We start from the raw sequence: 22,816 nt of genomic DNA, 5'->3' as shown, positions 1-22,816 counted from the left end.
CCGCCCCCGGGCGAGGAGGTCAGGCGGGGAGGTGCTCGGCGACCTCGGCCGCGGCGTCGTCACCGAAGGCCGCGGCGAACCGCTGCAGGAAGGGTTCGCGGCGCAGCTCGTACTCCTGGGTACCGACGACCTCGACGGCCTCGGTGGCCACCGCCGAGCCCAGCTGGGTGGCCCGCTCGAGGCTCAGCCCCCAGGTGCGCCCGGCGATGAACCCGGCGCGCAGCGCGTCGCCGCCGCCGGTGGGCTCCACCGGCTTGGTCTCGGGGACCGCGATGACCTCGATCGGGGCCGCGTCCTGCTGCCGGACGAGCACGCCCTTGGAGGCGCGCGTGGTGACCCAGGTGCCCACCCGGGCGAGGATCTCGCCGGCCTCCCAGCCGGTCTTCTGGGTGAGCAGCGCCGACTCGTACTCGTTGGTGAACAGCAGGTCCGCGCCGTCGACCAGCTCCCGGATCATCTCGCCGTCGGCCCAGGCCAACTGCTGGCTGGGGTCGGCCGCGAAGGGGTAGCCGCGGTCCCGGCACTCCTGGGTGTGCCGGACCATCGCGGTCGGGTCGTTGGGGCCGACGACGACGAGGTCGGGGGTGCCGACGCGGGCGCACACCGGACCCAGCTCGATCTCGCCGGCCTCGCTCATCGCGCCCGAGTAGAAGGACGCGATCTGGTTGTTGACCGCGTCGGTGGTGCACACGAACCGGGCGGTGTGCTTGAGCTCGGACCAGCGCACGTCGCGGGTGTCCACGCCGTGCCGGGTGAGCCAGGCGTCGTAGTCGGCGAAGTCGCTGCCGACCGAGCCGACCAGCACCGGCCCGAGGCCGAGCAGGCCCAGGCCGTAGGCCATGTTGGCGCCGGCGCCGCCGCGGTGCTGGATGAGGTCGTCGACCAGGAAGGAGAGGGAGACGTTCTCCATCTGCCCCTCGACGAACTGCTCGGTGAACCGGCCGGGGAAGGTCATCAGGTGGTCGGTGGCGATGGAGCCGGTGACGACGACGGGCACGGGGGCTCCTCGGGGCGAGCGGGTGGGACGGCGAGCAGGGCAACCCTAAGAGGCGGTCCCGGTCACACGCCCCCCGGCGTGCACCGGGACGGCCGCCCGGCCGGCATCCCGAGCGCGTCGCGGCGGACGGCTAGTCCCCCAGCGCCCGGCGCAGCGAGACGCCGAGCTGGGCGGTGCCGACCAGCCCGAGCACGGCCCCGACGGCGGCCCCGGCGGTGACCACGACCGCGGGCCCGTCGGCCACGCCGGCCGCCGCGTCCAGTCCGGTGGCCGCGACGATCCCGGCCCCGCCGACGGTGAACCCGGTCATCGCCACCCGGGTCGGCCGCTCCCACACCGAGATCGACCCGGTCTCGGCCACCCCGGCCTGCCCGGCCCGGGCCCGCAGGTAGTCCGGCAGCCAGCACAGCGCCCCGTAGACGGCGGCCAGCCAGCCCGGCGCGCCGGCCGCCCACAGCGCCAGGGCGTACGCGGCCTCGGTGAGCCGGTCGACGGCGGAGTCGAGGACGTAGCCGCGCCGCGACGCCCGCCCCCCGGCCAGCGCGAGCGCGCCGTCGAGGGAGTCCAGCAGCCCGGACAGCCCCACCAGCAGCCCGGCCGCGACCAGCCACGCGCCGCCGGCCAGTGCCGGGCCGACGGCGCCCAGCGCGACCAGCAGGCCGAGCGCGGTGGCGGCCAGCGGCGGCAGCCACGACACGGCGCGGGCCAGCGCGTACGCCAGCGACAGCCAGCCGTGCACCAGCCGGCTCGCGCCCGGGTCGGTGCCGCCGTGCCAGCGCGACCACTCGGCGAGGTACTCGTCGCGGCTCAGCACGGGCGCAGTCTTCCCCAGCCCGGGCCGACGCCGGCGGGACCGGGGACAGTGGACGGGTGCTCGCCGGCCTCTCCCCCGCCCGCCGCCGCCTGGTCCTCACCGTGCCGGCCCTCCTCCTCGTCCTCGCCGTGGCGGCGACCGTCCTGCTGCTCACGCGGGGCGACGGGCCGGTCGCGGCCGCGCCGGTGCCGCAGGAGGAGCCCGGCCCGGTGCTGCTGGTGCCCGGCTACGGCGGCACCACCGGCTCGCTCACGGGGCTGGCCGACCGGCTGACCGCCGCGGGCCGCGACGCCACGGTCGTCGCGCTGCCCGGCAACGGCACCGGCGACCTCGCCGCCGCGGCCGGCGCGCTGGACGCCGCCGCCGACGCCGCGCTCGAGCGCACGGACGCCGACAGCGTCGACGTCGTCGGCTACTCCGCCGGCGGCGTCGTCGCGCGGCTGTGGGTCACCGGCGACGGCGCGGAGGTGGCCCGCCGGGTGGTGACGCTCGGCTCGCCGCACCACGGGACCACGCTGGCCGACCTCGCCGCCGGCGTCGCGCCGGGCCAGTGCCCCGAGGCGTGCCGGCAGCTGGCCACCGACAGCGACCTGCTCGCCGGCCTCAACGCCGGCGACGAGACGCCCGCCGGACCGACCTGGGTGTCGGTGTGGACGACGCAGGACGAGACGGTGACCCCGCCGGACTCCGCCCGCCTCGACGGCGCGCTCAACCTGACCGTGCAGTCGGTGTGCGCGCAGGCCCGCGTCGGCCACGGCGACCTGCCGCGCGACCCGCTGGTGCAGGGCATCGTGCTGGCCGAGCTCGCGCCGGGCGACCCCGTGCCGCTGGGCCCCGCCGACTGCGCCCGCCTCGGCGGCTAGCTGGTCACGTCCTTGGTGGTGAAGTTCGCCCACGCCGCGGTCAGCAGCACGCCCACGTACACGCCCTGCAGCGCCAGCCCGCGGACGACGTCGCGCCACAGGACCGGGTCGCGGAACAGGTCGACGAACGCCAGCCAGTAGCGCGTCGGCAGGTAGGGCGCGATCGGCGAGGCGGCGTCGAGGGTGAACAGCAGCGACGAGGCGACCAGCACCGCCAGCGCGCCGAGCGCGGCGGCCAGCGGCGAGTCGGTGAGCGTGGAGAAGAACAGCCCGAACGCCGCGACGCCGAGCATCGACACCGCGACGTAGCCGATCGCCACCAGCGTCCGGCCGGCCAGCTCCTCCGGCGTCAGCGAGGTCCCCGACACCGACGTCCCGGCCGCGACCGGCTGCGCGTCGAACAGCAGCGTGCCCACCAGGTAGCCGACGGCGGCGACCACCACGACGGTCACGACGACGAACGCCAGCACCGCGACCAGCTTGGCCACCAGCAGCCGGGTCCGGCCGGCCGGGCGGGCGAGCAGGTAGCGCAGCGTCCCGGCCTGCGCCTCCCCCGCGACGGCGTCGCCGCTGACCACCGCGACCGCGATCGGCAGGAACAGCGGCAGCACGATCGCCAGCGCCGCGAGCGGGAACAGCTGCCCGTTGGTGAGGACGGCGGACAGGAACGGCGGGCCCTCGCCCGGCCGCGGCGCGAGGTCGGTCACCTGCAGCAGCACCGCGACCAGCACCGGCAGCGCGTTGAGGACGGCGATCGTCGCCCAGGTCCGCGGCCGGCCGAAGGTCTTGCGCAGCTCGGTGCCGATCACGCCCGCTCCACCCGGTCGGCGCTGGCGCCCGCGGCGGCGAGCACGACCTCCTCGAGCGTGGGCCGCTGCAGCGCCAGCCCCGCCACCGGGACGCCGGCGCCGACCAGCAGCGCGTTGACCTCCGCCGGGTCCGCCCCGCGCACCACGACCCGGCCGCCGTCGGTGCCCAGGACCCGCCCGTCGAGCACCGCGCGCACCCGCTCGGGCGCCGGGGTGTCGACGACGGTGGCGCCGGTGGGCGCGGTGAGGTGCGCGATCCGGTCCTGCAGCACGAGCCGGCCGCGGTCGAGGACGCCGACCCGGGTGCACAGCTGCTCGACCTCGGCCAGCAGGTGGCTGGAGAGGAACACCGTCGTCCCGCCGCGGTGCAGCTCGAGCAGCAGCTCGCGGATCTCGTGGATGCCCTGCGGGTCCAGGCCGTTGGTGGGCTCGTCGAGGACCAGCAGCTCCGGCCGGCGCAGCAGCGCCCCGGCCAGGCCCAGCCGCTGCCGCATGCCGAGCGAGTAGGCGCCGACCTTCCGCCGGCCCACCCCGCCCAGGCCGACCTGGTCGAGCACCTCGGCGATCCGCCGCCGCCGCGTGCGGCGCGAGCCGCCCGGGCCGGCGGCGTCGAGCAGCGCCAGGTTGGCCGCGCCGGACAGGTGCCGGTGGTGCGCCGGGCCCTCGATGAGCGCGCCCACGCGGGGCAGCACCCGGCGCCCGGCGCGCGGCATCCGCTCGCCCAGCAGCTCGACCTCGCCGCGGGTGGGCAGCACCAGGCCCAGCAGCATGCGCACCGTCGTCGTCTTGCCCGAGCCGTTGGCGCCGAGGAAGCCGTAGACGTCCCCGGCGCGGACGTCGAGGTCGATGCCGTCCACCGCGCGCACCCGGCCGTACTGCTTGACCAGCCCCCGCGTGGTGATCACCGAGGTCACGACGGCGCCCCGGGGAGCCCGGCCGCGGCGTCGGCCAGCGCGTCGAGGGTGACGGTCCCGGTCAGCAGGTAGGTGCCGGCGGCCCGGGTGTCGACCAGCATCAGCCCGAGCGGGCCGACGGCGACCCGGGTGCCGCGCTCGTCGCGCACGGCGTCGGGGGCGGCGTCCAGCGCGGAGCGGACGGCTGCGGCCAACCGGCCGGGGACCGGCGCCACGGCCAGCAGCGTCACGCCGCTGCCGTACAGGCCCACGGTCTCCGGCGCCCCGGCCAGCGCCCGCTGCGGCAGGCCGGCCAGCTCGCGGGGCAGCGGGACGAGCCGCAGCCGGCGGTCGGCCTCGCGCAGCAGCCCCTCGGCGTCCTGGCCGGCCCGGGCGCGGACGTCGGCCGGAGGGACGAACGCGACGACGCCCGCCGGCGGGGCGGTGGGGTGGAGGTCGAGGAAGCGGGTGTCGAGCGCGGGGACCGACGCGCCGTCGGCGACGACCTCCACGGCCAGCGGCAGGCCGGTCGCCGCGTCGGCCCAGACGTCGACGCGCGCCACCGAGGCCGCCGGCGCCGCGGGCACCAGGCGCAGGCCGAGCGCGTCGCGCCCGGCGACCCGCCGGGCGCCGATGCGGGCGAGCTCGTCGTCGGCGGCCTCCGACAGCAGCCGCCGGCCCAGGGTCGCCGGCACCAGGTCCGGCGGGGCGGGCAGGGCGAGCGGGGCCGGGGCGGTGCGGGTGGCGGTCGCGGACTCGTACTCCCAGGTCCACGTGCCGCCGGTGTCGACGTGCACGCCGGTCTCCCCCGTCGCCGACACGACGTCGACCCGGTGTTCCTCGGGGCCGCGCCACCAGACGCGCATCGCGGTGCGGTCGCTGAGCAGGTCGGCGACGGCAGGCAGCTGGTCGGCCACCGGCAGCGCGAGCCCGCCGGCCGAGACGGCGTAGCCGGAGAAGCCGACACCCGCGCTGGCGAGGACGGCGTCCCGCAGGTCGGCGGCGGCGACGTCGGCGTCGTCGGCCGGCAGCGCGCCCACGAGCGCGGGCAGCGACGCGAGGACGGCGACCAGCCCGACCACGACCGTCCAGCGGCGGGCGCGCCCGTACCCGCGTGCGGCCATGACGGCCACGGTACGAGCGCCGCGCCACGGGTAGCTCACGGACATGGCACCTCCGTTGAGCGACGCCGTCGTCGTCGACGTCCTGCGCCGGCTGGACCGGCTCACCACCCCGCTCGTGCGGCGGCTGGCCCGTCCACCGGGCCTCCCGACCTCCCAGCGCGACGCCTGGTGGGGCGAGCAGGCCGCCCAGGTGGGCGCGGTCGCGAGCAGCCTGCCGCGGCTGGCCGGCCGGCTGGCCGACCTCCTGCCGCTGCAGAACACCGTCGGGACGGCGGTCCAGTCGCTCGTGGTGCTCGGCGTGGCCAACGAGCACGGCGTCACCGACCCCGCCGAGCGGGTCTCCCTGCTGTCGGAGGTGCTGCTCGACCGCTACCTGCCGCCCGGCCGGGTCCGCCCACTGCTGGAACGGGTGCGCGGCGCCTACACCGAGACCGCGATCGGCGCGAAGGAGGAGCGGGCCGGCCTGCGCGGCGTCGTCCGCACGATCTGGCGGGCCTCCCGGCTGCTCGGCCGCATCGACGAGGCGCTCGACGCGCGCCCCAAGGGGCGCATCGGCGCGCGGGCGCTGTCCCAGCTGCCGGTGGTCGGCGTCCTCGGCGGGTACGCGGCCGAGCGCGAGGCGCTGCGCCAGGCCGCCCGGATGACCGCCGAGCTGCTCGAGCCCGGCCGCCGCGTCAGCGTGCAGTGAGGTCGATGGGTCGGCCGCCCCACCGGTAGGAGCACAGCAGCGCGCGGAGCATGCCGGCGACGTCCTCGAGGACGCCGTCGAGGTCCGTCAGGTCGCCTCACTCCCGCCGGACGGGTCGGTCGCGACGCCGCCGCGGGCGGCTCCGGAGCCGGGAGGTCGGGCACGGCGTGATGCTGTGTCCGCCATCGGTCCCCGACGACTCGTCGACTCGGACCACACCCTGCTGCCGGACTCGACTTGCAGTCATCCCGTTCAGCCGGATGCCCCACTGACCTGCGGGAACTGTCGTACCCCGGCCGTAGCGTGCGGGGTGTGCAGGAGGTCGCGGAGTACGTGTCGCCGGTGGAGCGGGCGCTCGTCGGCGTGCTCCTCGACCAGCCGGTCACGATCCCCCGGCTGCCGGTCTCCCTGCTGTCGCGGGAGCAGAAGGCCGCCGAAGTGCAACGGGTCGCGGCGATGGAGGCGATGACCGCCGCGTACAAGGCCGAGCTGGTCCTCGGCCTCGCCGACGACACCCCCGATGACGCCGACCCCGCACCCGGGGACCCCGGTGCCCGCTCCCGGTCGTGGGCGCCGGACACCGAGCTGCCCGGGGTGTCGGAGTTCTTCACCGCCGAACTCGCGGTGGTGCTCAACGTCGGCCGGGGCACCGCCGCCCACCTGGCGCACCGGGCGTGGACCTACCGGGAGAAGCTGCCCGCCACCTGGGCCGCACTGGCCACCGGCACCCTGGACGAGGCCCGCGCCAAGGCCCTGGTCGACGTCCTCGAACACACGAGCGCAGTCACCGCCCGCGCGATCGAGGCGGCGCTGCTGCCGGAGGCCACGCAGCTGACGGTGCGCAAGCTCAAGGACCGCGCCCTGGCGCTGCTGCTCGACGCCGACGCCGACGCCATCGACGGCCGCCGCCAGCAGGCCGAACGGCACGCCGACGTGCGGCTGTACGACTGCCCGTTCGACGGCATGGCCACCCTCGCCGCCGACCTGCCCGCCGACGTCGCCGCCGCCTGCCACGCCGTCGTCGACGCACTCGCCCGGATGCGCAAGGCCGACGGTGATCCCCGCCCGATCGGGCAGCTGCGCACGGTGGTCCTCGCCGACCTGCTGCAGCGCCCGTGGGAGAGCGGCCGGCCGGCGGTGACCGCGCACCTGCAGGTCATCGCCACCCTCAGCGCGCTGGCCGGCCGCAGCACCGAGGCCGGCCAGGTCAACGGGTTTCCGATCACCGCCGCCCACCTGCGCGAACTGCTGCAGCAGATGGAGGCGCTCGGCATGCAGGCGCCTGAGGGCGGGTCGGTGACGCTGGCTCTCGTGGAGGATGACGGCACGCCGCGCGCCACCACGACGCTGGACCAGCTCCGCCGGCTGGCCCGGGTCGGCTGCCCCGCGCATCCGGACGGGGCATGTGACTGCGCGGTGCTGGACCGGCCCGAAGAGGTCGACCGCTACGAGCCCTCCGCATCCCAGCAGGCCTTCGTGCACACCCGGGACCGCACCTGCCGCTTCCCCGCCTGCGGCCAGCGGGCCGGCTGGGCCGACGCCGACCACGTCGTCCCGCACGCCCACGGCGGCGCCACCGACTGCGCCAACCTGTGCTGCCTGTGCCGCAGCCACCACCGCCTCAAGACCTTCGCCCGCGGCTGGCGGTTCCACATGAGCGAAGACGGGACCCTGACCGTGACCACCCCGTCGGGGATCACGCGGACCACCCGACCCCCGGGCCTGCGACCACCCCCGGCCGAGTCGGACCCACCACCGGACCCCGGACCACGAACGCCGGCGGCCCCGGACGACCCGCCACCGTTCTGACCCAGGTCCAGGTACTGGTCGACGCCACGTCGCAGGGTGTCGGCTCGTCCGCACTGCGGTGAGCCGACACCCGGAACGGCCGTGCCTCGCGCGGTTCTCGGGAGCCGCGCCGGTCGCTCACGCCCCGCGTCGATCGCCCTCCCGGCGTCCGGGATCAGCGGCCGGGGAGCGCTCCGCCGGTCAGGGGGTGGCGGCCAGCGTCGAGGGCACCGAGGTCCCGGTGCCGGCGTCGGTGAGGTTGGTGAAGACCTCCCGCGTCGCCGTCGACCGGTTCATGGTGATGAAGTGGATGCCGGGCACGCCCTCGTCCAGCAGTCGCCGGCACATCGCCGTCGCCACCTCGACGCCGTAGGCGCGCACCGCCGCCTTCTCCTCGGGTGAGTCGCCGTCGAGCTCGGCGAACCGGGAGGCCAGCTCCTCGGGGAACGCCTGGCCCGACAGCTGCACGATCCGGGTGATCTGCCGCGCGTTGGTGACCGGCATGACCCCGGCGATGACCGGCACGTCGCAGCCGCGGGCCACGACCCGGTCGCGCAGCCGCAGGTAGTCCTCGACGCGGAAGAACATCTGCGTGATCGCGAAGTCCGCGCCGGCGCGGCACTTGCGCACGAACATCTCGACGTCGGTCTCGAAGTCCGGCGAGCGCGGGTGCCGCTCGGGGAAGGCCGCGACGCCGACGGAGAAGTCGCCCATCGAGCGGATCAGCTCCACCAGCTCCGAGGCGTACTCCAAGCCCTCGGGGTGCCGGACCCACTGAGCCTGGGGGTCGCTGCCCGGCGGGTCGCCCCGCAGCGCCAGCAGGTTGCGCACGCCCGCGGCGGCCAGCCGGCTGACCACGTGCCGCAGCTCGGCGACCGAGTGGTCGACGGCGGTCAGGTGCGCCAGCGGGGTCATCGTCGTCTCGGCCGCGATCCGCTCGGTGACGGCGACGGTGCCCTCGCGGGTGGAGCCCCCGGCACCGTAGGTGACCGACACGAACGACGGCCGCAGGCGCTCGAGCTGCCGCAGCGCCGTCCACAGCTGGGCCTCGGCCTCGGGCGTCTTCGGGGGGAAGAACTCGAACGACCACGTGGGCCGCGACGAGGCGAGCAGCTCGCGGACGCTTCGGGTCATAGGTGCCGAGGGTACGGGGAGCCCCAGCCACTGCATCCGTCCACGCGCTCCCGGCAGAAGAGCCGGGGAAGACGACGACTCAGCGGCGAGGAGGTCCCGTGAGCGCCCACCACCGGCCCCTGGACAGGACGCGCACGACTCGATGGGGCGATACTGGCCGCGTGATCACCGGGGCGGCGCAGACAGAGTCCGTGGTCCGGCCGCTGGCACCGCCCCTGGAGGCCGCCGACCTGGACCGGATCCGCGGCGCGGTGTCCGCGGCGCTGACCGGCTTCCTCGAGGAGCAGCGGACGACGCTCGCGGGGATGGCGCCGGCGCTGACCCCCGTCGTCGACGAGGTCTGCGCGCTCGCCGACGGCGGCAAGCGGCTGCGCCCGGCGTTCGCCTACTGGGGCTGGCGCGGGGTCACCGAGGACGTCGGCGGCCCGGCCGAGGACGACGCCGCGGTGCTGCGCGCGGTCGCCGCGCTGGAGTTCGTGCACGCCAGCGCCCTCGTGCACGACGACGTCATGGACGGCGCGCTCACCCGCCGCGGCCGGCCGGCCACCCACGTCGGTTTCGCCGAGCGGCACGGCGACGGCGGCCTGTCCGGCGACGGCGCGGCGTTCGGCGTCGGCGCGGCCATCCTCGTCGGCGACCTCGCGCTGGTCTGGTCCGACGAGCTGCTGCGCCGCTCCGGCATCAGCGCCCCGGCGCTGGCCCGCGCCCGCTCGGTGTGGGACACCATGCGCACCGAGGTCACCGCCGGGCAGTACCTCGACCTGCTGCGCGCCGCCGGCGGCCTGCCCGGCGCCCAGGGCGCGCTCACCGTCGCCCGCTACAAGAGCGCCGGCTACACCGTCCAGCGGCCGCTGCAGCTCGGCGCCGCCATCGCCGGCGCCGGACCGCGTGCCGCCGACGTCTACACCGCCGTCGGCCTGCCGCTGGGCGAGGCTTTCCAGCTGCGCGACGACGTCCTCGGCGTGTTCGGCGACCCCGCCGTCACCGGCAAGTCCGCCGACGACGACCTGCGCGAGGGCAAGCAGACGCTGCTGGTCGCCCTCGCCGAGGAGGCCGCCGACGACGCGGGCCGCCGGCTGCTGCGCACCTGCCTGGGCAACCCCGACTGCGACGCCGAGCAGCTGGACGCGCTGCGCCGGCTGATGGAGGCCACCGGCGCCCGCGCCCGGGTCGAGGAGCGGATCGCCGAGCGCACCGCCACCGCCCGCCGCGCGATCGCCGACGCCCCCATCGCCGACGAGGCCCGCGCCGCCCTCGACGCGCTCGCCGTCGCGGCGACCTCGCGGACCGCCTGAGCGTGCGCACCGTCCCCGGGCCGACCGACCGGGTCGTCGTCGTCGGTGCCGGCCTCGCCGGCCTCGCGACGGCGCTGCGGCTGCGCGGCGCCGGCCGCGAGGTGACCGTCGTCGAGCGCGGTGACGGTCCCGGCGGGCGCGCCGGCGTCGTCGCGCGCGACGGCTACGTCCTCGACACCGGCCCCTCGGTGTTCACCGCGCCGGAGCTGGTCGCCGACACGCTGGCCGCCGTCGGCGAGAAGCTCGAGGACCGGCTGACGCTGGTGCCGCTGGAGACCACCTACCGGGCGCAGTTCGCCGACGGCTCGCACCTGGACGTGCACGCCGACGTCGACCGGTTCGCCGCCGAGGTGGAGGCCCTGGCCGGCCCGGCCGAGGCCGCCGCGCTGCGCCGCTACCTCGCCGACCTCGCCGAGCTGTACCGGCTGCAGCTGGACACCTTCATCGACCGCAACCTCGACACCCCGCTGGACCTGCTCGGCCCCGAGCTGTGGGCGCTGGTCCGGCGCGGCGGTTTCGGGCGGCTGTCGGGCCACGTGGCGCGGTTCTTCTCCGACGACCGGCTGCGCCGGCTGTTCAGCTTCCAGGCGCTCTACGCCGGGGTCTCCCCGTTCCGGGCGATCGCCGCCTACGCCGTGATCGCGCAGCTCGACATCGGTGCCGGCGTCTGGCACCCGGTCGGCGGGATCGGCGCGGTGCCGCGGGCGATGGCGGCCGCGGCCGCGGACGCCGGCGTGGCGTTCCGCCACGGCGCGACCGTCGAGCGGCTCGACGTCCGCGGCCGGCGGGTCACCGGCGTCTGCCTCGCGGGCGGCGAACGGCTGCCGGCCGACGCCGTCGTCGTCACCACCGACGTGCCCGAGCGGCTGGTGCCCGGGTTCGCCCGCCGCCGGCGGCCGGTGTACTCGCCCTCGTGCGTGACGCTGCACCTCGGCGTCCGCGACGAGCTGCCCGGGCAGGCGCACCACACGATCAGCTTCGGCGCGGCCTGGCAGCAGGTGTTCGACGAGCTCACCCGCGACGGCCGGCCGATGAGCGATCCCAGCCTGCTGGTGAGCATGCCCTCGGTCACCGACCGGTCGCTGGTGCCCGGGCGCGGGCAGGTGCTCAGCGTCGTCGCGCCGGCGCCGAACCTCGACCCGCACAGCGGCGGCAACCCGGGCATCGACTGGGACGCGCTGGCCCCCCGCTACCGCGAGGAGGTGCTCGGCGTGCTGGAGGCCCGCGGCTGGACGGGGATCACCGACGCGATCGAGGTGGAGCACGTGGACACCCCGCTGACCTGGGCGCGGCAGGGCATGGCGGCCGGGACGCCGTTCGCCCTGGCCCACACCTTCGGCCAGACCGGCCCGTTCCGGACGCCGACGCTGCCCCGCCGCGGCCCGGAGAACGTGGTGCTGGCCGGCTCGTCGGTGCAGCCGGGCGTCGGCGTCCCGATGGTGGTGATCAGCGGCCGCCTGGCCGCCGAGCGGATCACGGGGCCGGTGACGCGGTGACGGCGACCGAGCGGCCGCTGACGCAGGCCGAGCGGCAGGAGCGGCTCGACGCCGCCTACCGGTACTGCGCCGCGGTCAACGCCGAGCACGGCAAGAGCTACCACCTGGCCACCCGGCTGCTCACCGCCGACCGGCGACCGGCGATCCACGCGCTCTACGCCGCCGCGCGCACCGCCGACGACCTGGTCGACCACCCCGGCGCCGACCCCGAGGCCGACCTCGCCGACTGGTCGCGGGCGCTGCTGGACGAGCTCGAGGCCGGCTGGTCCGACGACCCGGTGCGGCTCGCGACGGTGCACACCTACCGCCGCTACCGCATCCCGGTCGAGCACCTCGTCGACTTCCTCGCCGCGATGACCAGCGACCTCACCGTCACGGGCTACGCCGACATCGCCGCGCTCGACCGGTACATGTGGGGCTCGGCGTCGGTGATCGGCCTGCAGGTGCTGCCGGTGCTCGGCACCGCGCCCGGCGTCACGCAGGAGGAGGCCGCGCCGCACGCCATCGCGCTCGGCGAGGCGTTCCAGCTGACCAACTTCCTGCGCGACGTCGCCGAGGACGCCGACCGCGGCCGGGTCTACCTGCCCGCCGACGTCATGGCCGCCCACGGCGTGACCCGCGAGCAGATCGAGGCCAAGCGGTACGACGCCCGGTTCCGCGCGCTGATGCAGGAGATGGTGGCGATCGTGCGCCGCCGCTACGACGACGCCGCCCCCGGGACGCCGATGCTCGCGCCGGAGTCCCGGGACTGCGTGCGCGCGGCGACGGCGCTCTACGGCGGCATCCTCACCGAGATCGAGCGCGCCGACCACCGGGTGCTCGACCGCCGGGTGACGGTGTCCAAGCCGCGCCGGCTCGGGATCTTCGCCCGCCGCCTCGCCTCCGCCCAGGCGGTGCGGCTCAGAACGCGGCGTCCCTAGAAGGCGAGGGCCTGCGCGCGCCGGGTGACCTCGGTGTGCCGGTCGCCGCGCAGCGCCTCGACCGGCGTCCCGGGCAGCGACTCGTCGGCGCGGAACAGCCACTCGAACACCTCGGCGTCGCTGAACCCGCCGTCCCTGAGGACGGTGATCAGCCCGGGCAGGTGCCGCAGGACCGCGCCGTCCTGGATGAAGTCGGCCGGGATGCGGCTGTTGCCGCTGCCCGGGACGGCGAGGAGCTTCCCCTCGCGGACGAGCTGCCGGACCTTGTTGGGCGAGACACCGAGGACGTCGGCGACCTCGGCGGGGGTGAGCGTCTGCATGCGGTCGGACTGCACGGGCCGAGCCTAGGACGCCGCGCGGGCGGTTAGGATCGGCGGCGGGCCGTGACTGGCGCATCGAGGTGGGGCACCACCGGGGAGCGGCCTGCACTCCCCCGCCGGGCGCCTGGGCACCGCTGACGCCGACACCCGCCAGGAGCCCCCATGAGCGACGTGACCCCCTCCTTCGACGCCGCCGCCGCGTCCACCGCCTACCGCAGCGCCCTGTCGGTCATCGCCGGGGTCGAGCCGCGGGTGGCCGACGCGATCGGCGCGGAGCTCGCCGACCAGCGCGCCTCCCTCAAGCTCATCGCGAGCGAGAACTACGCCAGCCCCGCGGTGCTGCTGACCATGGGCAACTGGTTCAGCGACAAGTACGCCGAGGGCACGGTCGGGCACCGCTTCTACGCCGGCTGCCAGAACGTCGACACCGTCGAGGCGCTGGCCGCCGAGCACGCCCGCGAGCTGTTCGGGGCCCCCTACGCCTACGTCCAGCCGCACTCGGGCATCGACGCCAACCTGGTCGCGTTCTGGGCGGTGCTCGCCCAGCGGATCGAGTCCCCCGCGCTCGAGCGGGCCGGCGTCCGGCACGTCAACGACCTCACCGACGAGGACTGGGCCACCCTCCGGCACGCCCTCGGCGACCAGCGGATGCTCGGCATGAGCCTGGACGCCGGCGGCCACCTCACCCACGGCTTCCGCCCGAACATCAGCGGCAAGATGTTCGCCCAGTCCTCCTACGGCACCGACCCGGGGACGGGGCTGCTGGACTACGACGCCGTCGCCGCCCGCGCCCGCGAGTTCCGGCCGCTGATCCTCATGGCCGGCTACTCCGCCTACCCGCGCAAGGTCGACTTCGCGAGGATGCGCGAGATCGCCGACGAGGTCGGCGCGACGCTCGTGGTGGACATGAGCCACTTCGCCGGCCTGGTCGCCGGGAAGGTGTTCACCGGCGACTTCGACCCGGTGCCGCACGCCCACGTGGTCACCAGCACCAGCCACAAGTCGCTGCGCGGCCCCCGCGGCGGGTTCGTGCTGGCCCAGCCCGAGTACAGCGACGCCGTCGACCGCGGCTGCCCGATGGTGCTCGGCGGCCCGCTGCCGCACGTCATGGCCGCCAAGGCGGTCGCCTTCGCCGAGGCCCGCCGCCCCCTGTTCGCCGGCTACGCGCAGGCCGTCGTCGACAACGCCGTCTCCCTCGCCGAGGGCCTGTCCCGCCGCGGCGCCCGGCTGGTCACCGGCGGCACCGACAACCACATCGTGCTGCTCGACGTCTCGGGCTTCGGCCTCACCGGCCGGCAGGCCGAGTCCGCGCTGCTCGACGCCGGCATCGTCACCAACCGCAACGCGATCCCGGCCGACCCCAACGGCGCCTGGTACACCTCCGGCGTCCGGCTGGGCACCCCAGCGCTGACCACCCGCGGGTTCGGCGCCGCCGAGTTCGACCGCACCGCCGAGCTCATCGTCGACGTGCTGTCGCACACCACCCCGACCGCGACGAAGGACGGCTCGCCGTCGAAGGCGAAGTACGTCGTCGACGGCGGCGTGGCCGAGAAGACCCGCGCGGCCGCGGCCGAGCTGGTCGCCGCGCACCCGCTCTACCCCGGGCTCGAGCTGGCCTGAGCCCGCGACGGCGACCCGGCCCGGGGCGGGTGCCCCGGGCCGGGACCGTCAGACGTCGCTGTCGCGGTCCTCGGGCTTCTTCGACGTCTCCACCTCGGTCTCGGTGACCGGGGCGCCGCTGGCCTCGTCCGCCCCGCCCCGCTCGACCGGGTCCTGCGGGCCCGTCTCCGGTGTCTGCTCGCTCACGCGCTCGTCCTCTCCGTCGTCGGTCGGTGCCCGCACGCCTACCCGCAGCGGGACGGGTGCACGCGGGCGCGCCCTCCCGTGACCGGTGTGACGGGAGGGTGCGCCGGCCCGCCTGCCTGCGCGTGTGCGGACCGCTCCGGGGCCGGGCGCTCCTAGACTCCTGCTCGTGGACACCGCCGTGACCGACCCCGTGGTCGGCCTGGTCCTCGAGGGGCGCTACCGCCTCGAGGAGCGGCTCGCGCGCGGCGGCATGTCCACCGTCTACGCCGCCACCGACCTCCGGCTGCACCGCACGGTCGCGGTCAAGGTCATGGCCGAGCACCTGGCGCACGACCCGACGTTCGTCGGCCGGTTCACCCGCGAGGCCCGCGCCGCAGCGATGCTCAGCCACCCCAACGTCGTCGGGGTCAGCGACCAGGGCAGCGACCAGGGGCTGGTCTTCCTGGTGATGGAGCTGGTGCGCGGCCGCACGCTGCGCGACCTGCTGCAGGCGCGCGGCCGGCTGACCGTCGCCGAGGCCTTCGCCGTGCTCGAGCCGGTGCTGGCCGGGCTGTCGGCCGCGCACCGCGCCGGCATCGTGCACCGCGACGTCAAGCCCGAGAACGTGCTCATCGGCCACGACGGCACGGTGAAGGTCGCCGACTTCGGCCTGGCCCGCGCGCTCACCGGCACCGGCCAGACCAGCCACACCGGCGGCGTGCTCATCGGCACGGTCGCCTACCTGTCCCCCGAGCAGCTCGAGCGCGGCCGCGCCGACGCCCGCAGCGACGTCTACGCCGCCGGGCTGGTGCTGTTCGAGATGCTCACCGGCCACCCGCCCTACGGCGGCGACACCCCGCTGGCGGTGGCCTACCAGCACGTGCACCACGACGTGCCCCTGCCCTCGGCCGAGGTGCCGACCGTGCCGTGGCAGGTCGACGAACTGGTCAAGCGGACGACGCGCCGCGACCCCGCCGTCCGCCCGCTCGACGCCGGCGCCTTCCTCGCCGACCTCGAGGACGTGCGCAGCGACCTGGGCCTCGCCCGCGTGCCGGTGCCCACCGGGCGCAGCTCCGCGGGCCCGGCCACCATCCGCCCGACCAACCGGCCTCCGCGCCGGCACCCCAGCGACCCCGGGGACGGCAGCGAGCCGGGCACCGAGGTGCTCGGCGGCAGCCACCCCTCCCGCGCCGGCCGCACCAGCCTGCTGCCGAACGTGGGCACCGGCTCGACGGCCGACGTCGGCGGGCGGCGGCCCGCCCCGCCGCAGCGCAGCGGCGTCTCGCCGCAGGTGCGGCGCCGCCGCGCGCGGCTGGCCGTCGCGGTCGTGCTGTTGCTGGCGGTCACCATCGGCGCGATCGGCTGGTGGATGGGCTCCGGCCGCTGGACGCAGGTGCCCTCGCTGGTCGGCAGCGACCGCGCGGCCGCCGTCGACCTGCTGCAGGAGGCGGGCCTGGACCCGGTCTTCGGCGAGGAGCAGTTCAGCGAGACCGTGCCCGAGGGCGTCGTCATCTCCGCCGACCCCGACGGCGGCGAGGCGATCCGCAACAGCGACGTCGAGCTGGTCGTCTCCAAGGGGCCCGAGCGGTTCACCGTGCCCACCGACCTGGTCGGCCGGCCGATCGAGGCGGTGCGCGAGGCGCTGGCCGGCATCCCCGTCGTCCCCACCGAGCAGCAGGACTACGACGAGGACGTCCCAGTCGGGTCGGTCACCGGCTTCGAGCCGGAGGCCGGCACGGAGGTCAAGCGCGGCGACCCGGTGGTCGTCTACGTCAGCCGCGGGCCGGCGCCGGTGGCGATCCCGAACGTGGTCGGCCAGCCCGCCGACGCCGCGCAGGCCAACCTGGAGGCCGCGGACTTCACCGTCGTCCGCACCGAGGGCCGCAGCGCCGACGTCCCCACCGGGGCGGTCATGGCGGTCAGCCCGGGGCCGGGCACCGAGGCGCCCTACGGCAGCGAGGTGACCATCCAGGTCTCCATCGGCGTGCCGCAGGTGACCGTGCCCGACGTGACCGGCATGAGCGAGGACGAGGCGACCGCGGCCCTGGAGTCCGCCGGCCTGACGGTCACCACCTCGACCTTCATCACCGGCGACCGCGTGTACCGGCAGAGCCCGGGCGCGGGCACCGTCGTCGACCAGGGCAGCCAGGTGAGCCTGCTGCTCAGCTTCGGGTGAGCGGCGTCCCCTCCACCCCGGTCGGTGCGCACATCCAGGTCGCGGGGGGCCTGGCCGCCGGCGGGCTGCGCTACACCGACGACGTCGGGGCGCAGGCGGTGCAGGTCTTCGTGGGCAACCCGCGCGGCTGGAAGCGGTCGGCCGGCGATCCCGCGCAGGACGCCGCGTTCGTCGCGGGCCTGGCCGAGCGCGGCGTCCCGTCGTTCGTGCACACGCCGTTCCTGGTGAACGTCGGCTCGCCCACCCCGGCGACGGTCGACCGCTCGATCGAGACGATCGCCGCCGACCTGGCGCGCGGCGTCCGGCTCGGCGTGCGCGGCGTCGTCGTGCACGCGGGGTCCGCCGTCGGCGAGGACCGCTACGAGGCCGCGCTGCGCCAGCTGCACGAGCGGCTGCTGCCGGTGCTCGACGCCCTCCCCGACGACGGCCCGCGGCTGCTGGTCGAGCCGACGGCCGGCGGCGGCCGGTCGCTGGCGGCCACCGTCGAGGACCTCGGCCCCTACCTCGCGGCGCTGGACTGGCACCCGAGGGTCGGCGTCTGCCTGGACACCTGCCACGCCTGGGCGGCCGGTCACGACCTGGCCACCCCGGGCGGGACGACGGCGACGCTGGACGCGCTGGAGGCCACCGTGGGCGCGGGCCGGCTCGGGCTGGTGCACGCCAACGACTCCCTCGACGAGCGCGGCTCCAAGCGGGACCGGCACACCACCATCGGCGAGGGCTCGATCGGCGTCGGCGCCTTCGGCGAGCTGATGGCGCACCCGTCGATGGCCGGGGTGCCGGTCGTCGTCGAGACGCCGAGCGCCGACCGCGGCCACGCGCGCGACATCGCCCTGCTGTGCGCCCTCCGCGACGGCCTCCGCGACGGCCTCCGCGACGGCCTCCGCGCCGGCCTCGGCGACGGCACTGTCGTGACCGGGGCCTCCACCGCCGCCTGAGCGGCGCGCCCGGGGAGGGCGACACGCCGCAGTCACCCTGCGGGTTCGCACCTTCACTTGCGGTGATCTACGACACGGGATTGGCTCGCATCCCCCCGCGGTCGCCCGGCCGCGGAGAGTCACCCCGAGGAGCCGTCCTTGCCCACTCGTCGCACCCTGGCCGCCGGCGTCGTCGCGCTGGCGACCGCCGGCCTCGGCGTCACCGCCGGCCCCGCCTCCGCCGCTCCCGCCGACGGCGGCCCGCGGGCCACCTACGTGGTCACCGTCGACCGCTCGACCCTCCCCGACCAGGCGGCGGACCGGGCGCGCGGCCTCGGCGGGCGGATCGCCCACGTCTACACCGCGGCGCTCACCGGCTTCGCCGTCGACCTGCCCGAGGCCGCGGCCAGCCGGCTGTCGGCCATCCCGGGCGTGGTCGCCGTCGAGCGCGACCGGGTGGTCACCGCCGAGGGCACGCAGTCCGGCGCGCCGTGGGGCCTGGACCGCACCGACCAGCGCGACCTGCCGCTGTCCGGCACGTTCGGCTGGACCGCGACCGGCAGCGGCGTCACCGCCTACGTCATCGACACCGGCATCAACTACGCCCACACCGACCTCGGCGGCCGGGCGGTCTCCGGCTACGACGCCGTCGACGGCGGCTCGGCCGACGACTGCAACGGCCACGGCACGCACGTCGCGGGCACCGTGGGCGGCACCACCTACGGCGTCGCCAGGGGCGTGCGGCTGGTGGGCGTGCGGGTGCTCGGCTGCGACGGCAGCGGCACCACCTCCGGCGTGGTCGCCGGCATCGACTGGGTGACCGCGAACCACGCGGCGGGCGCGCCGGCGGTGGCCAACATGAGCCTGGGCGGCGGGGCGAGCACGGCGATCGACACCGCCGTCCGCAACTCCATCGCCGACGGCGTCACGTACGCCGTCGCGGCCGGCAACGGCAACAGCGCGGGCGTGGCCCAGGACGCCTGCGCCTCCTCCCCCGCACGGGTGCCGGCCGCGCTCACCGTGGGCGCCACCGACCGCACCGACACCGCCGCGTCGTTCAGCAACTACGGCGCCTGCGTGGACCTGCTCGCGCCCGGCGTCGGGATCACCAGCGCCTGGCACACCTCTCCGACGGCGACCAGCACGATCAGCGGCACCTCGATGGCCACGCCGCACGTCGCGGGCGTCGCCGCGCTGTACCTGCAGGGCAACACCGGCGCCGCGCCGGCCACGGTCGCCGGGGCGGTCACCGCGGCCGCGACGACGAACCACGTCACGCTCTCGCGCACCGCCACCCGGGCCGGCACGCCGAACCGGCTGCTGTTCAGCTCCTGGTGAGCCGCGGCGCCCGCCGGCCACCTCAGGGGTGACCGGCGGGCGTCTCAGCGGTCGAGGAGGTCGGCGAGGACGTCGCCGGCGCGGTCGACCGCCGCCCGGTCGACGTCGAGGTGGGTGACCAGGCGGATCCGCCGCGGGCTCACCTGCGAGACCAGCACGCCGCGCGCCTTGGCGGCCTCGGCGACGACGGGCGCCGGGACGTCGTCGACGACGACCATGTTGGTCTCGACCGTGGCCGGGTCGACGCCCAGGCGCTTGGCCAGCAGCCGGGCGTGCTCGTGGTCCTCGGCCAGCCGGGCGAGGTGGTGGTCCAGCGCGTACAGCCCGGCCGCGGCCAGCACCCCGGCCTGCCGCATGCCGCCGCCGAGGCGCTTGCGCCACAGCCGGGCGGCGGCGATCCGCTCGGCGGAGGCGACCAGCACCGACCCGACCGGCGCGCCCAGGCCCTTGGACAGGCAGACCGACGCGGTGTCGGCCAGCCGCCCGTAGGTCGCCAGGTCCACGCCGGAGGCGGCGGACGCGTTCCAGATCCGGGCGCCGTCGAGGTGCACGGCGACGTCGGCGTCGCGGGACCAGGCGAACAGCCGCTGCAGCTCGGCCAGCGGCTGCACCCGCCCGCCGCCGCGGTTGTGGGTGTTCTCGACGGCGACGGCGGCGGTGGCGGTCAGGTGCCAGTCGCCGCGCGGGCGCACCTGCTCGACCAGCGCGTCCGCGGACAGCAGCCCGCCGTCGCTGACCACCGTGCGGGTGGAGATGCCGAACACCGCGGCCGCGGCACCCATCTCGTAGGTGACCACGTGCGCGTCGGCGTCGCAGAGCACCTCCTGGCCGGGCTCGCACACCAGCCGCATGCCGATCTGGTTGCCCATCGTCCCGGACGGCACGAACAGCGCGGCCTCGTGGCCGAACAGGTCCGCGACCCGCTCCTCGAGCGCGCGGATGACCGGGTCCTCGCCGTAGACGTCGTCGCCGACCTCGGCCTCGGCCATCGCCCGGCGCATGCCGGGCGTGGGCTTCGTGACGGTGTCGGAGCGCAGGTCGACCAGCCCGGGAGACACGGGCTCAGCCACGCAGCATCTCCGCCACGAGGAAGGCCAGCTCCAGCGACTGCCCGGTGTTCAGCCGCGGGTCGCAGGCGGTCTCGTACCGGCTGTTGAGGTCCTCGTCGCTGATCTCCATCGCCCCGCCGAGGCACTCGGTGACGTCCTCGCCGGTGAGCTCGACGTGGATGCCGCCGGGCCAGGTGCCCAGCGCGCGGTGCACGTCGAAGAAGCCGAGGACCTCGTCGACGACCCGGTCGAAGTGCCGGGTCTTGTAGCCGGTCGGGGACTCGTGGGTGTTGCCGTGCATCGGGTCGCACTGCCACACGACCTGGTGGCCGCTGGCGGTGACCTTCTCGACGATCGGCGGCAGGACGTCGCGGATCTTGCCGTTGCCCATGCGGCTGATCAGCGTCAGCCGGCCGGGGACGCCCTCGGGGTCCAGCCGCTCGACCAGCTCGGTGGCCTGCTCCGGCGTCGTCGTCGGCCCGATCTTGACGCCGATCGGGTTGGCGATGCGCGACATGAACTCCACGTGCGCGCCGTCGAGCTGGCGGGTGCGCTCGCCGATCCACACGAAGTGCGCCGAGGCGGCGTAGGGCCGGCCCTCGTGCACCCGCAGCAGCGCGGCCTCGTAGTCGAGGATCAGCGCCTCGTGGCTGTTGTAGAGCTCGACGCCGCGCAGCGCGCTGTCGTCGACCCCGCAGGCCTTCATGAACGCGAGCGCCCGGTCGATCTCGCGGGCGATGACCTCGTAGCGGACGCCGGCCGGCGAGTTGGCGACGAAGTCCTTGTTCCAGTCGTGCACGGCGTGCAGGTCGGCCAGGCCGCCGTGCGCGTAGGCGCGGATCATATTCATCGCCGCGGCCGAGTTGGCGTAGGCGCGCACCAGCCGGTTCGGGTCGGGGATGCGCTTCTCGAGCACCGGCTCCAGCGAGTTGACCATGTCGCCGCGGTAGGACGGCAGGCCCAGGGCGTCGGTGTCCGACGAGCGCGGCTTGGCGTACTGCCCGGCCACCCGGCCGACCTTGACCACCGGCACGCTCGCGCCGTAGGTGAGGACGACGGCCATCTGCAGCAGCGTGCGGGTGGTGCTCTGCAGGTGCGCGTCGGTGTTGAGGTCGAAGGTCTCCGCGCAGTCCCCGCCCTGCAGCAGGAACGCCCGCCCCTGCGCCACCTCGGCCAGCCGGCCGCGCAGCTCGTCCACCTCGCTGGGCGCCACGATCGGCGGCACGGACGACAGCGTCGTCAGGACGCCGTCGAGGGCGGCGCGGTCGGGCCAGGCCGGCTGCTGGGCGGCGGGGAGCTCCCGCCACCGGTCGGGACCGGGCACCGGCTGCGGGGATCGGGACAGGCTCACACCGTCGAGGGTACGGCGGTCGCCCCCCTCACCCGAAGAACACCTCGACCTCGGCGTACCGCTCCAGGGGGACCAGCTTGAGCCGCGCCGTGGCCTCGGCGATCGGCACCGGGACGACGTCGGTCCCGCGCAGGGCCACCATGACACCGGAGCGCCCCTCGTGCAGCGCGGCGACCGCGGCGAGGCCGAACCGGGTGGCCAGCACCCGGTCGAACGCCGACGGCGTGCCGCCGCGCTGGATGTGCCCGAGCACCACCGCGCGCGCCTCCCGGCCGGTGCGCTCCTCCAGCAGCGCGGCCAGCGCGGCGCCGATGCCGCCGAGCCGGACGTGGCCGAAGGCGTCGCGCTCGCCGGTGGCGGTCACCAGGTCGCCGTCGGCCGGCCGCGCCCCCTCGGAGACGACGACGATCGGCGAGTAGCCGGACTCGAAGCGGTGCAGGCAGTGCGCGACGACGGCCTCGACGTCGAACGGGCGCTCGGGCACGAGCACGACGGTGGCGCCGCCGGCCATGCCCGCGTGCAGCGCGATCCAGCCGGCGTGCCGCCCCATCACCTCGACGACCAGCGTCCGGTGGTGGCTGTCGCCGGTGGTGTGCAGCCGGTCGATGGCCTCCGTCGCGACGCCGACCGCGGTGTCGAAGCCGAAGGTGTAGTCGGTGCCGTCGAGGTCGTTGTCGATCGTCTTGGGGACGCCGACGACCCGCACCCCCTCCCCCGCCAGCTTGGCCGCGACACCGAGGGTGTCCTCGCCGCCCACCGGCACCAGCGCCTCGATCCCGTGCCGCTCGAGGGTGGCCGTCACCCGCGCGGGCCCGCCGTCGATGGCGTAGGGGTTGGTGCGGGAGGTGCCGAGCACGGTGCCGCCGCGGGGCAGCAGCCCGCGGACGGCGGCCAGGTCCAGGGGGACGGCGTCGTCGTCGAGCAGGCCGCGCCAGCCGTCGCGGAAGCCCACCACCTCGTCCCCGGAGCGGATGCCGCACCGGACCACGGCCCGGATGACCGCGTTGAGGCCGGGGCAGTCGCCCCCGCCGGTCAGGATGCCGATGCGCACGACGCCTC

21 protein-coding genes and 1 riboswitch are annotated in these 22,816 nt (G+C 76.2%); of the genes, 10 read left to right on the top strand and 11 right to left on the bottom strand.

The window, feature by feature from the left end:
- Positions 1 to 19: 19 nt before the first annotated feature.
- Complete coding sequence (locus tag ACI798_RS04310; protein WP_456943530.1) at positions 20 to 997, bottom strand: carbohydrate kinase family protein; 978 nt, start codon at positions 995 to 997, stop codon at positions 20 to 22.
- Positions 998 to 1,127: 130 nt separating this feature from the next.
- Positions 1,128 to 1,811, bottom strand: a complete 684-nt coding sequence (locus ACI798_RS04305; RefSeq protein ID WP_456943531.1) for a CDP-alcohol phosphatidyltransferase family protein — start codon at positions 1,809 to 1,811, stop codon at positions 1,128 to 1,130.
- Positions 1,812 to 1,867: 56 nt separating this feature from the next.
- On the opposite strand from ACI798_RS04305, the gene ACI798_RS04300 reads away from it, so the two are divergent.
- A complete protein-coding gene (locus ACI798_RS04300; protein WP_456943532.1) occupies positions 1,868 to 2,674 on the top strand; it encodes a lipase family alpha/beta hydrolase in 807 nt (268 codons plus the stop codon).
- Here ACI798_RS04300 and ACI798_RS04295 read toward each other — a convergent pair.
- From ACI798_RS04295 to ACI798_RS04285, 3 genes are read right to left on the bottom strand one after another with little or no spacing between them, the layout of a single operon-like run.
- Positions 2,671 to 3,483 (bottom strand): ABC transporter permease, encoded by an 813-nt coding sequence (locus ACI798_RS04295; RefSeq protein WP_456943533.1) that lies wholly within the window; start codon positions 3,481 to 3,483, stop codon positions 2,671 to 2,673. The two genes, ACI798_RS04300 and ACI798_RS04295, sit on opposite strands and share 4 nt — an antisense overlap.
- Entirely contained in the window at positions 3,480 to 4,397 is a 918-nt protein-coding gene (locus ACI798_RS04290) for an ABC transporter ATP-binding protein (RefSeq protein WP_456943534.1), read from the bottom strand. The genes ACI798_RS04295 and ACI798_RS04290 overlap by 4 nt, the downstream gene beginning before the upstream one ends.
- The gene (locus ACI798_RS04285) at positions 4,394 to 5,500 is read right to left on the bottom strand and encodes a transcriptional regulator (RefSeq protein WP_457047323.1); all 1,107 of its coding nucleotides are present in this window, start codon (positions 5,498 to 5,500) and stop codon (positions 4,394 to 4,396) included. Before ACI798_RS04285 ends, ACI798_RS04290 begins: the two co-directional genes overlap by 4 nt.
- A 43-nt stretch (positions 5,501 to 5,543) precedes the next feature.
- Here ACI798_RS04285 and ACI798_RS04280 point away from each other — a divergent pair, with 43 nt between their 5' ends.
- Both ACI798_RS04280 and ACI798_RS04275 read left to right on the top strand, forming a co-directional pair.
- Positions 5,544 to 6,188, top strand: a complete 645-nt coding sequence (locus ACI798_RS04280) for a hypothetical protein (protein ID WP_456943536.1) — start codon at positions 5,544 to 5,546, stop codon at positions 6,186 to 6,188.
- A gap of 312 nt (positions 6,189 to 6,500) precedes the next feature.
- Positions 6,501 to 7,997, top strand: a complete 1,497-nt coding sequence (locus ACI798_RS04275; RefSeq protein WP_457047322.1) for a DUF222 domain-containing protein — start codon at positions 6,501 to 6,503, stop codon at positions 7,995 to 7,997.
- Positions 7,998 to 8,177: 180 nt separating this feature from the next.
- Here ACI798_RS04275 and metF read toward each other — a convergent pair whose 3' ends face one another.
- Positions 8,178 to 9,110, bottom strand: coding sequence for a methylenetetrahydrofolate reductase [NAD(P)H] (gene metF, locus ACI798_RS04270; protein WP_457047321.1), 933 nt, complete (start codon positions 9,108 to 9,110; stop codon positions 8,178 to 8,180).
- A gap of 161 nt (positions 9,111 to 9,271) precedes the next feature.
- Here metF and ACI798_RS04265 point away from each other — a divergent pair, with 161 nt between their 5' ends.
- The 3 genes from ACI798_RS04265 to ACI798_RS04255 are packed head-to-tail and all read left to right on the top strand — an operon-like array spanning position 9,272 to position 12,821.
- The gene (locus ACI798_RS04265) at positions 9,272 to 10,405 is read left to right on the top strand and encodes a polyprenyl synthetase family protein (RefSeq protein ID WP_456943142.1); all 1,134 of its coding nucleotides are present in this window, start codon (positions 9,272 to 9,274) and stop codon (positions 10,403 to 10,405) included.
- Positions 10,406 to 10,407: 2 nt separating this feature from the next.
- Entirely contained in the window at positions 10,408 to 11,901 is a 1,494-nt protein-coding gene (gene crtI / locus ACI798_RS04260) for a phytoene desaturase family protein (protein ID WP_457047320.1), read from the top strand.
- Complete coding sequence (locus ACI798_RS04255; protein ID WP_457047319.1) at positions 11,898 to 12,821, top strand: phytoene/squalene synthase family protein; 924 nt, start codon at positions 11,898 to 11,900, stop codon at positions 12,819 to 12,821. Before crtI ends, ACI798_RS04255 begins: the two co-directional genes overlap by 4 nt.
- Here ACI798_RS04255 and ACI798_RS04250 read toward each other — a convergent pair.
- A complete protein-coding gene (locus ACI798_RS04250; RefSeq protein WP_456943145.1) occupies positions 12,818 to 13,156 on the bottom strand; it encodes an Rv2175c family DNA-binding protein in 339 nt (112 codons plus the stop codon). The two genes, ACI798_RS04255 and ACI798_RS04250, sit on opposite strands and share 4 nt — an antisense overlap.
- 38 nt (positions 13,157 to 13,194) lie before the next feature.
- Positions 13,195 to 13,278, top strand: a riboswitch (ZMP/ZTP riboswitch).
- A 25-nt stretch (positions 13,279 to 13,303) separates the two neighbouring features.
- Between ACI798_RS04250 and ACI798_RS04245 the strand changes: the two genes are divergently transcribed.
- On the top strand, positions 13,304 to 14,761 hold the full coding sequence (locus tag ACI798_RS04245; protein WP_457047318.1) for a glycine hydroxymethyltransferase: 1,458 nt from the start codon (positions 13,304 to 13,306) through the stop codon (positions 14,759 to 14,761).
- Between the two features lie 48 nt (positions 14,762 to 14,809).
- Here ACI798_RS04245 and ACI798_RS04240 read toward each other — a convergent pair whose 3' ends face one another.
- Positions 14,810 to 14,947, bottom strand: a complete 138-nt coding sequence (locus tag ACI798_RS04240) for a hypothetical protein (protein WP_457047317.1) — start codon at positions 14,945 to 14,947, stop codon at positions 14,810 to 14,812.
- A gap of 166 nt (positions 14,948 to 15,113) precedes the next feature.
- Here ACI798_RS04240 and pknB point away from each other — a divergent pair, with 166 nt between their 5' ends.
- From pknB to ACI798_RS04225, 3 genes are all read left to right on the top strand, one after another.
- The gene (gene pknB, locus ACI798_RS04235) at positions 15,114 to 17,102 is read left to right on the top strand and encodes a Stk1 family PASTA domain-containing Ser/Thr kinase (RefSeq protein ID WP_457047316.1); all 1,989 of its coding nucleotides are present in this window, start codon (positions 15,114 to 15,116) and stop codon (positions 17,100 to 17,102) included.
- Positions 17,099 to 18,040: a deoxyribonuclease IV gene (locus ACI798_RS04230; protein WP_456943149.1), complete on the top strand. Its 942-nt coding sequence runs from the start codon at positions 17,099 to 17,101 to the stop codon at positions 18,038 to 18,040. Before pknB ends, ACI798_RS04230 begins: the two co-directional genes overlap by 4 nt.
- Before the next feature lie 138 nt (positions 18,041 to 18,178).
- Positions 18,179 to 19,357, top strand: coding sequence for a S8 family peptidase (locus tag ACI798_RS04225; RefSeq protein WP_456943150.1), 1,179 nt, complete (start codon positions 18,179 to 18,181; stop codon positions 19,355 to 19,357).
- A 44-nt stretch (positions 19,358 to 19,401) separates the two neighbouring features.
- On the opposite strand, the gene ACI798_RS04220 is transcribed toward ACI798_RS04225, so the two are convergent.
- Genes ACI798_RS04220 through ACI798_RS04210 form a run of 3 tightly spaced genes read right to left on the bottom strand, consistent with a single transcriptional unit; the run spans position 19,402 to position 22,808 of the window.
- Positions 19,402 to 20,427, bottom strand: coding sequence for a threonine aldolase family protein (locus ACI798_RS04220; protein WP_457047315.1), 1,026 nt, complete (start codon positions 20,425 to 20,427; stop codon positions 19,402 to 19,404).
- Positions 20,420 to 21,757, bottom strand: a complete 1,338-nt coding sequence (locus ACI798_RS04215) for a class II 3-deoxy-7-phosphoheptulonate synthase (protein WP_457047314.1) — start codon at positions 21,755 to 21,757, stop codon at positions 20,420 to 20,422. Before ACI798_RS04215 ends, ACI798_RS04220 begins: the two co-directional genes overlap by 8 nt.
- A gap of 28 nt (positions 21,758 to 21,785) precedes the next feature.
- Positions 21,786 to 22,808: an ATP-dependent 6-phosphofructokinase gene (locus ACI798_RS04210; RefSeq protein ID WP_456943153.1), complete on the bottom strand. Its 1,023-nt coding sequence runs from the start codon at positions 22,806 to 22,808 to the stop codon at positions 21,786 to 21,788.
- Between the last annotated feature and the right edge of the window lie 8 nt (positions 22,809 to 22,816).

The sequence above is a fragment of the Geodermatophilus sp. SYSU D01045 genome (assembly GCF_054050295.1).
This window is presented reverse-complemented; position numbering and strand designations above follow the sequence as displayed.